We start from the raw sequence: 3,380 nt of genomic DNA, 5'->3' as shown, positions 1-3,380 counted from the left end.
TGTGTCGTCCAGGCCCATGAGGAGGTTTCGGGCGCACTGGGTGGCCCAAGCGGCGGTGACGTGGCTGGTGACACCGGCGATGTGGACGCGACGGGAGTCGTGCTCGATGAAGAACAGGACGAACAGACGCCGCGGGAACACCGTGTCCACGTGGAAGACGTCAACGGCGAGGATGCCCGTGGCCTGGGCCTTGAGGAACCGGGTCCAGGAGCGGCTGGTCCGCTGGGGCGCCGGGTCGACCCCGGCGTGCTGCAAGATCTCCCAAACGGTGGAGGCGGCGACCTTCCAGCCCAGGTTCAGCAGTTCGCCATGGATACGGCGATACCCCCATCCGTCGTTTTCGCGGGCCAGGCGCAGCACCAGAGCGCGTAGTGTCTCGGGCTTGGCCGGGCGGCCCGGGCCGCGGTGCGGATAGGTCCACTTCTTCGCGACCAGCCTCGCATGCCAGCGCAGCACGGTACGCGGAGTGACCAGCAGCTTCAGCGCTGAACGGTGACGCTTGTTCAGGAGTCGGAGCAGGGCTGCGAACAGGGCGCGGTCCCCGCGGGTGAAGGCGGGCTTGGGGCTGCTGCGCTGCAGGACGACCAGCTGCTGCCGGAGTACAAGTATCTCGACATCCTTGGCCGCGGAGGAGCGGGCCAGCAGGCGCAGCCAGCCGAGCAGGAGGCAGCCGAATCGGTAGGCCAGACGGAACGTCACGATTCTCAAGCGTGCGCCGCCGGGCTCACGAGCGCTTTCCATGTGATCACACCGTGACCCTCAAGTCACAGCTCAGCGTGGGTGACAGGGTTTTCGGCACACACAGGTGCGGGCCGGGTGAAGTTCGCCGCGGAAGACCGGGCCTTCCTCGCCCCTTTGCTGGTGCCGCTGCCGCGCCAGGTTCTACGCCGGCTCCGGCTGCTGATCCAGCCCGACACCGTGCTGCGATGGCACCGAGACCTGCACTGTCGAGTTCCTCCTCCTTTGATCCTTGCCAGATCCGAGACCCGCCCAAAGACTGAACCGTTTCGGCAAGCCTCCCTACGACGACACCGGCCGGGCTCATCGTCGTAGAGCTGAACGCTTGCGACTACGGGGTGTCGGGGTCAGGCCGCGCCGCCGGGGTGGAGGACGACCTTGGTCCAGCCGTCGTCGCGGTTGTCGAAGTGCTCGTAGCCTTGCGGCGCCTGGTCGAGGGGCAGCTCGTGCGAGACGATCCAGGATGGTTTGGCCTTGCCCTGCTGGATGAGGTTGCACAGTTCCCGGTTGTACGCCTTGACGTTGGCCTGCCCGTTGCCGACCGACTGGCCCTTGAGCCAGAACAGCCCGTAATCGAAGGCGATTTCGCCGTCTTCCCTGTACAGCGGGTCGGGACTGCCCGGGTCCTTGGGGATAAAGAGACCGACCACGCCAATGGAACCCGTGAACTTCACCGATTCCACCAGATTGTTCAACGTCAGGTTCGGATGCTCATGGCCCTGCGGGTCGTGCGCCTGGTAGCCGACGCATTCACAGCCGCGGTCCGCACCAAGACCATTGGTCTGCTCGTTGATCTGGTCTACCGGTGAGGCCTTGGAGTCGTCGATGGGAATGGCGCCGATCTCCTCGGCCAGTCGCAGCCGGTCGGGGTGACGGTCGACAACCATCACCTTGGCGGCGCTCTTCAGGGTCGCCGACAATGCGGCCATCAGGCCGACCGGGCCGGCTCCGTAGATGGCGACAGTCTCGCCGGGCCGCACGCCCGCAAGTTCGGTGCAGTGCCAGCCGGTGGGGAAGATGTCGGACAGCATCACGTAGTCGGTCTGCTTCTCCCAGGCCTCCTCCGGAAGCACCAGGCAGTTGGAGTCACCGTACGGGACACGCAGGAACTCCGCCTGACCGCCGCTGTAGGGGCCCATCCCCGCGAAGCCGTACGCGGCGCCGGCCATTTTGGGATCAACCGGGGTGGTCAGACAAAACGCCGTCAGGCCCTTGTCACAGTTGCGGCAAAACCCGCAACTGATGTTGAACGGCAAGCAGACCAGGTCCCCCACCCGCACTCGGTCCACGCCGTCCCCGACCGCGACGACTTCACCCATGTTCTCGTGCCCCAGGACACGCCCCGTCTCCATGTCGGTGCGGCCCTCATACATATGCAGGTCCGAACCGCAGATGTTCGTCGAGGTGATCTTCACCACCACGTCGGTCGGCCGCTCGATCCTCGCGTCCGGGACGTCCTGGACGCTCACCGTGCGCGGGCCCTCATATACCAGAGCCTTCATGGAATTCCCACCACTTTCCTGATGCGCAACTCATTCTTGGCTACCTGCCTCTGGCACAGAGGGCGCATTACCAAATACATGGATGGGTGCACTCTGAGGCGTTGCGGACTGACACAAAGTAAGGACTCAACCAGAGGTGAACAGGGCGCACGCTCAGCATTACAGGTACAGGCCCATACGGCCAAGCAGCTGCTTCCGAGGGCCACGCCCGCGGCGAAAGACACGCATCTCACAGGATGTACTACCTCCACCCTCCCACCGGTGAACCGCATGTCAACCGGAAACCGGGGAGGGTTTCGGCGACGGGTGAAATCTGACCGCTGATGGGCGGATGAACGGTGACCCACTTCGCGAATTCGTGATCCTGATCTTCATCGAGGTGGCGTGACACATCCCAAGAAGACGCCCCGCGCCCCTCTCCTCACTTGACCAGCGACAACGGGGTGCCACCCTGAGAAGCCGTATCTCATCCGAACGTGATCCCGTGATTTCTGCGGGTCAGGCATGGTTTCGCTCAGGTTGAGGGAAACACGCCAACGTCTTGTGTCCGCTTGCCCCCATTCGCCCGACAGCATTAGCTGCTGCAGACCCTTCCCGGGGCCAGCCGGGGTGTCGCCGAGGTCATCATCGCTGAAACCGGCGGCGACATGTCCCGTTTCCGCACCGCCGGGCACCTCGCCTCGTGCGCCGGGGTCTGCCCCGGCCACCATGAATCCGCCGGCAGACGACGCTCCGGCAGACGACGGCACAGCAACCGTTGGCTCGGCCCCGCACTCGGTACCGCCGCCATGGCCGCCTCCCGCACCCGCGACACCACCTACCTCGGCGCCCGCTACCACCGCCTCGTGCCCCGCCTCGGCAAGAAGAAGGCCGTCGTCGCCCTGGAACACTCCATCCTCACCGCGGTCTGGCACATGCTCACCGACGACGTCACCTACCGCGATCTCGGCGGCGACTACTTCACCCGACGCGACCCCGAACAAGCCATCCGCCGCCTGGCCCGGCAAGCCGACGCCCTCGGCTTCACCGTCCGCTTCGACCCCATCGAAGCCACATGAACACACCCGGCCAGTACCTCACCGACCTCGGCTGAAGCTTCATTTTCGGACCAGGGGCACGGGAGTCGGCATAATCCGAACG

2 protein-coding genes and 1 pseudogene are annotated in these 3,380 nt (G+C 65.2%); 1 reads left to right on the top strand and 2 read right to left on the bottom strand.

Annotated features, from left to right (window positions below; genetic code table 11):
* Together VXC91_RS43775 and VXC91_RS43770 are read right to left on the bottom strand one after the other, a co-directional pair.
* A pseudogene (locus VXC91_RS43775) lies at window positions 1–699 on the bottom strand (integrase); the annotation flags it as partial.
* Between the two features lie 386 nt (window positions 700–1,085).
* Window positions 1,086–2,240, bottom strand: a complete 1,155-nt coding sequence (locus VXC91_RS43770; protein WP_329512917.1) for a glutathione-independent formaldehyde dehydrogenase — start codon at window positions 2,238–2,240, stop codon at window positions 1,086–1,088.
* Window positions 2,241–2,818: 578 nt separating this feature from the next.
* Between VXC91_RS43770 and VXC91_RS43765 the strand changes: the two genes are divergently transcribed.
* Entirely contained in the window at window positions 2,819–3,298 is a 480-nt protein-coding gene (locus VXC91_RS43765; RefSeq protein ID WP_329512918.1) for a transposase, read from the top strand.
* The last annotated feature ends 82 nt before the right edge of the window (window positions 3,299–3,380 follow it).

The organism is Streptomyces chiangmaiensis (assembly GCF_036281785.1).
Lineage (GTDB): Bacteria > Actinomycetota > Actinomycetes > Streptomycetales > Streptomycetaceae > Streptomyces > Streptomyces chiangmaiensis.
This window is presented reverse-complemented; position numbering and strand designations above follow the sequence as displayed.